We start from the raw sequence: 6,290 nt of genomic DNA on the forward strand, positions 1-6,290 counted from the left end.
CAGATGGTGAGAACACTAAGGAGGCCCATTGGAATTACTACATTTTCAGGGAAGCGATAGGAAGACCGTATAACCCCGGTGAAATGACAGACAGTTACTATGCAAGACATTGGACTGATTCAGCCAAAGAAGAATTAGTGAAATGGTTTGCCGGAAAAGGTGAGGATGTCAAACAGCTGCAGATATTCCTGAGGAATAAGGGTTACCTGGATGGGAAATATGTAACCGGATATTTCGGCGCGATAACCAGAGATGCTTTGACTGACTATATGTATGGCAATAAAAAGGTTTCCCAGCCGAGTGTGGCTAAGACTGCTGGTACAAGTGGTCAGGGGACGGGTGGAAATAAGAGCTGGGACCAAAGTCTGGGTAATGCAATGCAACAACAGGTGGACAAATACATTGCTGGACCACTTAATAATATCAATAATGAGTACGGACCAGTTGCAGCAACTGGGGCGGCTGTAGTAGAAGGTGCTAGTTTTGTAGCTGTAAAAGCAGCTGCGCTTTATGGAGCTACTAGTGAAGCATTTCTTGCTACATTAGCAAGAATAGGCACTTACTTTGGTGATAAAGGTATTCCTAATATAGCTAATAATAGTAGGCTATCAGGAGATTCCATACAAAAAGCTGAAGAAGTTTTCTTTACAAATGGCACTTTAAGAGCCCAGTTTATCCAAAATTCAAAAAGTATTATACCTGGTACTAAATTAGGAGACCCTAATGTTGTTAAAGCCCTAACAAGCAATGGTAGCAACATTTCTGATTGGGCGAAAATGACTACTCAATCAGTTACCATTGATGGGGTTAAGGTGCAAGTGCATTTTTATATGAACCAAGTAACTAATGAAATTACTGCTTATGGAATGAAGTTCAAGTAATAAAGGTAGGAGGTAAAATAATGAAGGTTAAATTCATGGACAACAGCAAACAAAACAACTCTATTCGATTAACGCTCGGTAAGGAGTATGTAGTGTTATCGGTTGAGATGTTTTATAATTCTTCCTTAGGTGCAAAATCGCTAGGGGATGTAGTGAGATATCGTATAGAAGACGATGATGGAATAGTAATACCATTTGAAGCTGATATATTTTTCGTTAGTTCAAAAAAACTGCCTTCTAATTGGGTAAGTTTTACCCCAAACAGGCAACAGCTAGAAATAGTGCCTGCTACTTGGGCTTACCAGTACTTTTGGGATGATTATTACAATGATAAACCTGAAGCTATTAAGGTTTTCCTTCAAGAGCGTTCAATAATCTATAGTCAATCTTAATTAAACAACACCTCAGGGGAGACAAGACTCTCTTGAGGTTTTTTATAAGGATTTTAAAAATTCGACCGCCCCCGAAATGATGTTAGGAGAAAATTCGCACTACAGGGTAAGCGGGGTTACCTTCCCTGCTGGAACAACCTTTGCTTACCGGTATGATGCCGCCGGGAATCTGACTCAGATGGTTGACCCCACAGGAACCACAGACTATTATTATATTAACGGGCGTCTGGATACTGCGTCACATTCCGGAACCGGAACTGACCTCAAATACCAGTACGATTCCCTGGGCAGCTTGACCGCGGTCAATGCCCTGAAAGGCACAGATACACTCTATTCAAACCAATACCATTATAATGAACGCAATCTTCTTGACCAGTTAACAGATACCAATGGACAGACATATACCTTTAGTTATGATGATGTTGGCAACATAACCCGGATCAACTATCCCAATAATACCTATACCTCATTTGCACATGATAATGCCAACAGGGTAGAGAACATCACAAATGCAGCAGCAGGCGGCTTAGCCTTCCTAACCTATGACTACATATATGACCATAACAGCCGCCGCACCCAAATGACTGTCAACAACACAGATGTATCTGCTTATCAATATGATGATATTGGTCAGCTTGTCCAGGTAACCGACAGCCGCGGCACTTTCACCTATCAGTATGACGGTACAGGTAACCGTACCGGAATGACCGGACCCGGCGGAACCGTAAACTACATCTATGACGAAGCCAACAGGCTGCTTCAGGCCGGAAACACCACGTATGGCTATGATAACAACGGCAACAGAACAAGCATGACTGATGCCAGTGGCGCCACCGGTTACACCTATGACTATAACAACAGACTGACAGGCATACAAACGCCGGGTGGCTTAGTAAACTACACTTATGACGGGCTGGGCGCACTGCTGAACCGGGAAAGCACGGTATCAGGCTCTGTATACTACCTGAATAACGGCCTCAATGCTATCCTGGAAAGTGAAACAGCAGACTTCAGCGACCCCACCCAGTTCACTCTCGGGACAGGCGGCCTACTGGGGCAGATTAATCCTGACACCACAGCCCAATACTTCTATTATGACATCCTGGGCAGTCTGGGCGCTGTCGGTGACCAGAGCGGAAATATTACCGGAGCATACCGCTATGACCCCTGGGGAACTGTAACTGAACAGACGGGATTTGAAACGAACCGCAGCTATATAGGGAAATACGGGGTGACGGATGAACCTGAAGCCGGTCTAATACACATGGGAGCCCGGTTCTATGACCCGGCAACAGGGGCATTCCTGCAGACAGACCCGGTAAAAGGCAGTATTGGCAATCCATACAGCATGGTCCCATATATCTATGCCTTAAACGACCCGGTGAACCTTATCGACCCTGAAGGTGAAATGCCCTCTTCCGCATGGTTTAACCAAAAGCAGCGGGAATGGGCCAACTCAGCCAGGACAATCCAGAGCTTCCTGAGATCCAGAGGCTTCCTGGGCAAAAACGGCAAACAGCTTCCGGTAACAGGCACATATGGTGAGAATACTAAGGAGGCCCATTGGAATTATTACCTGTTCAGGGAAGCGATAGGTGATCCGCATAACCCCGGTGAAATGACAGATAATTACTATGCAAGAAATTGGACAGATTTAGCTAAAGAGGAATTAGTGAAATGGTTTGCCGGAAAAGGTGAAGATGTCAAACAGCTGCAGATATTCCTGAGGAATAAGGGTTATCTGGATGGGAAATATGTAACCGGATATTTTGGCGCGATAACCAGAGACGCTTTGACTAACTATATGTACGGCAATAAAAAGGTTTCTCAGCCGAGTGTGGCTAAGACTGCGGCAAGTGGTCAGGGGACGGGTGGAACTGGAGCAAAGCAACAAGGATGGGGACAGAAAGCATTAGAGACTGCTAACACGGCTTTTCAGTGGTTAGATGATGCTGGGAACGCACTAATGATAGGAAATCCCATTCCGAATACTGGTCATCCTGCTACTTTTTTGGATGATTCGGCTGGCGGATTAATTGCTGGCTTGGGTAAAGTTGGAAAGTTTCTTAGCAAACTTGCCAAGGGAGATGACATAGCCGAAGGTGCAAATGACGTAACTAAAATAACCAGCGAAGTAGTCCGAAGCATCCAGAAGGTTGATGATAAGTATTTAAAGAAACTTGGAGTTGATGCTCACGAACTAAAAAAGGAAGTTCTAGGTCAAAAGGCTAAGATATCAAGGTATGACATTTATGTTGATAAGGATACAAAAGAGCTTTTTGTTTACTTGAAGGGAGGACAGGGTCAAGGTATAGCTACTGGCGAATTTATCAAATAGGAGAGAGATTAATGGAAAAAACGAACATAAAGGTAGAATTCAGGATGCTAGGAGAAAACTTTAATCCTGAACTGATATCTGATAGATTGAACTTAAAACCTGATGAGAAATGGGAGAAGGGTGAAATTATAAAAAATAAAGACATTAGGAGAAAATACTCTTGTTGGATAATAAGTACGGGTTACGAAGAATCTCTCGACGTAAACAATCAATTAGAACAGATATTAGGTCTGATTTATGACAAAAAAGCTATTCTTCAAGAGATTAGTAAACAATTCGGACTTGATTACAGATTTGATGTAATTATTAACATTGAGGCAAACGAAAAGCCAGCCATATACTTAAGTAAAGACGTTATTGGATTTGCCAATGATATCAATGCGGAATTTGATATCGACCTATTCATTAATTCATAATTAAATGCCAACAGGGTAGAGAGCATCACAAATGCGGCAGCAGGCGGCTTAGCCTTCCTAACCTATGACTACATATATGACCATAACAGCCGCCGCACCCAAATGACTGTCAACAACACAGATGTATCTGCTTATCAATATGATGATATTGGTCAGCTTGTCCAGGTAACCGACAGCCGCGGCACTTTCACCTATCAGTATGACGGTACAGGTAACCGTACCGGAATGACCGGACCCGGCGGAACCGTAAACTACATCTATGACGAAGCCAACAGGCTGCTTCAGGCCGGAAACACCACGTATGGCTATGATAACAACGGCAACAGAACAAGCATGACTGATGCCAGTGGCACCACCGGTTACACCTATGACTATAACAACAGACTGACAGGCATACAAACACCGGGCGGCTCAGTAAACTACACCTATGACGGGCTGGGCGCACTGCTGAGCCGTGAAAGCACGGTATCAGGCTCAGTATATTACCTGAATAACGGCCTGAATGCCATCCTGGAAAGTGGTAACCCAGACTTTACCGACCCCACCCAGTTCACTCTCGGGGCAGGCGGCTTGCTGGGGCAGATTAATCCTGACACCACAGCCCAATACTTCTATTATGACATCATGGGCAGCCTTGGCGCTGTCGGTGACCAGAGCGGAAGTATTACCGGAACTTACCGTTATGACCCCTGGGGAGCTGTAATTGAACAGACAGGCTTTGAAACAAACCACAGCTATATAGGGAAATACGGGGTAACAGATGAACCCGAAGCCGGTCTAATCCATATGGGAGCCCGGTTCTATGACCCAACTGCAGGGGCATTCCTGCAGACAGACCCGGTAAAAGGCAGTATAAGCAACCCATATAGCATGGTCCCATATATCTATGCCTTAAACGACCCGGTGAACCTTATCGATCCTGCCGGTGAAATGCCCTCTTCCGCATGGTTTAACCAAAAGCAGCGGGAATGGGCCAACACCGCCGGTAATCTGCAGAGCTTCCTGAGGTCTAAAGGTTTCCTGAGCAAAAACGGCAAACAGCTTCCGGTAACGGGCACATATGGTGAGAATACTAAGGAGGCCCATTGGAATTATTACCTGTTCAGGGAAGCAATAGGAAGACCATATAACCCCGATGGGATGACAGACAGTTACTATGCAAGAAATTGGGATGATTCTTCCCAGAAGGAATTAAAGCAATGGTTTGCAGGAAAAGGTGAAGATGTCAAACAGCTGCAGGTATTCCTGAGGAATAAGGGTTACCTGGATGGCAAATATGTAACCGGGTATTTCGGCGCGATAACCAGAGACGCCTTGACTGACTATATGTACGGCAATAAAAAGGTTTCGCAGCCGAGTGTGGATAAACTGGCGGGGACAAGTGGTCAGGGAGGAACTGAAAACAAACCTGCGTATGACCCAAATATTAAAACTTGCCATAGCGGTGATCCAGGGGAAGTTATTCCAATTTCATTATGGGATGACCCCACATTTATAATTCTTTCTTTAGGTACTGGCGGAGAACTCAGGGCAGGGGGACAGCTCGCTAGGACTGCTTGGGGTTCTGTTGATGATTTATTTAGAGTAGCTACTTCTGCCAATAAAGCTGGACTATCTCCGGTAGGAAGAGCTATTCAAAAGCATACAGGAAGAGAAATTACCGGTTTTACAGTCGAGCATACCGGGCAGGCTGCAAGTAATTCTGCAAATGGAGCAAAGTTTCTTGAAGAACTGCTTACAAACCCGAATTCAAGTTTTACTGTAAAGAATCACGCTGTTCACGGTCAAGTTGTGGATGTTAGGTTACCAAACGGATTAGGTGCTCGATGGACTGTAGATGGACAAAAGTTTATTGGCTTATTAGAAGCGTACACTCCGAAGTAATTTGTAAAAAAACTAGAAAAGGGGCAGTTTTAATGAAAAAGTGGTCTGCTGATTTTACTAACGACCCTGATGATGATTATAATTTAATAATAGATGTTTGGTACGGTGATGAACATAGTGGGCAAATTAGAAATTCGATAGAAGGTTTGGAAATTGTTTGGTTTCCTAATGACCAGGTTCGCAACGTTCCCTTAGATTGGTTCTTGGGTGTTTTATTAGAGGCTAAAAAGGCTTTAAAGCATTCAGATTGAGTATCGGTAAACTCAAGTCGGTTGATATGTATACCATCTTTGCAAAAAGGAAACCACAGATTATTATTATATTAACGGACGTCTGGATACGGCTTCATATTCCGGAAACGGAACTGAACTGAAATACC

General features: G+C 44.1%; 6 protein-coding genes. All 6 read left to right on the top strand.

Annotation, left to right across the window (positions count from 1 at the left end):
• Window positions 1–881 (top strand): peptidoglycan-binding domain-containing protein (locus tag Ga0451573_RS18625; RefSeq protein ID WP_231685678.1); only part of this gene is annotated, 881 nt, incomplete at its 5' end.
• A 20-nt stretch (window positions 882–901) separates the two neighbouring features.
• Window positions 902–1,273, top strand: a complete 372-nt coding sequence (locus tag Ga0451573_RS18630; protein ID WP_231685680.1) for a hypothetical protein — start codon at window positions 902–904, stop codon at window positions 1,271–1,273.
• A 76-nt stretch (window positions 1,274–1,349) separates the two neighbouring features.
• Window positions 1,350–3,611, top strand: a complete 2,262-nt coding sequence (locus Ga0451573_RS18635) for an RHS repeat-associated core domain-containing protein (RefSeq protein ID WP_231685682.1) — start codon at window positions 1,350–1,352, stop codon at window positions 3,609–3,611.
• An 11-nt stretch (window positions 3,612–3,622) separates the two neighbouring features.
• Window positions 3,623–4,027: a DUF4279 domain-containing protein gene (locus Ga0451573_RS18640; RefSeq protein WP_231685684.1), complete on the top strand. Its 405-nt coding sequence runs from the start codon at window positions 3,623–3,625 to the stop codon at window positions 4,025–4,027.
• 72 nt (window positions 4,028–4,099) lie between these two features.
• Window positions 4,100–5,911 carry an RHS repeat-associated core domain-containing protein gene (locus tag Ga0451573_RS18645; protein WP_492207361.1) on the top strand — a complete coding sequence of 604 codons (1,812 nt, stop codon included), beginning with the start codon at window positions 4,100–4,102 and terminating at the stop codon, window positions 5,909–5,911.
• Between the two features lie 32 nt (window positions 5,912–5,943).
• On the top strand, window positions 5,944–6,162 hold the full coding sequence (locus tag Ga0451573_RS18650; RefSeq protein WP_231685687.1) for an NUDIX hydrolase: 219 nt from the start codon (window positions 5,944–5,946) through the stop codon (window positions 6,160–6,162).
• Window positions 6,163–6,290: the final 128 nt, after the last annotated feature.

Source organism: Phosphitispora fastidiosa (assembly GCF_019008365.1).
Lineage (GTDB): Bacteria > Bacillota > Thermincolia > Thermincolales > UBA2595 > Phosphitispora > Phosphitispora fastidiosa.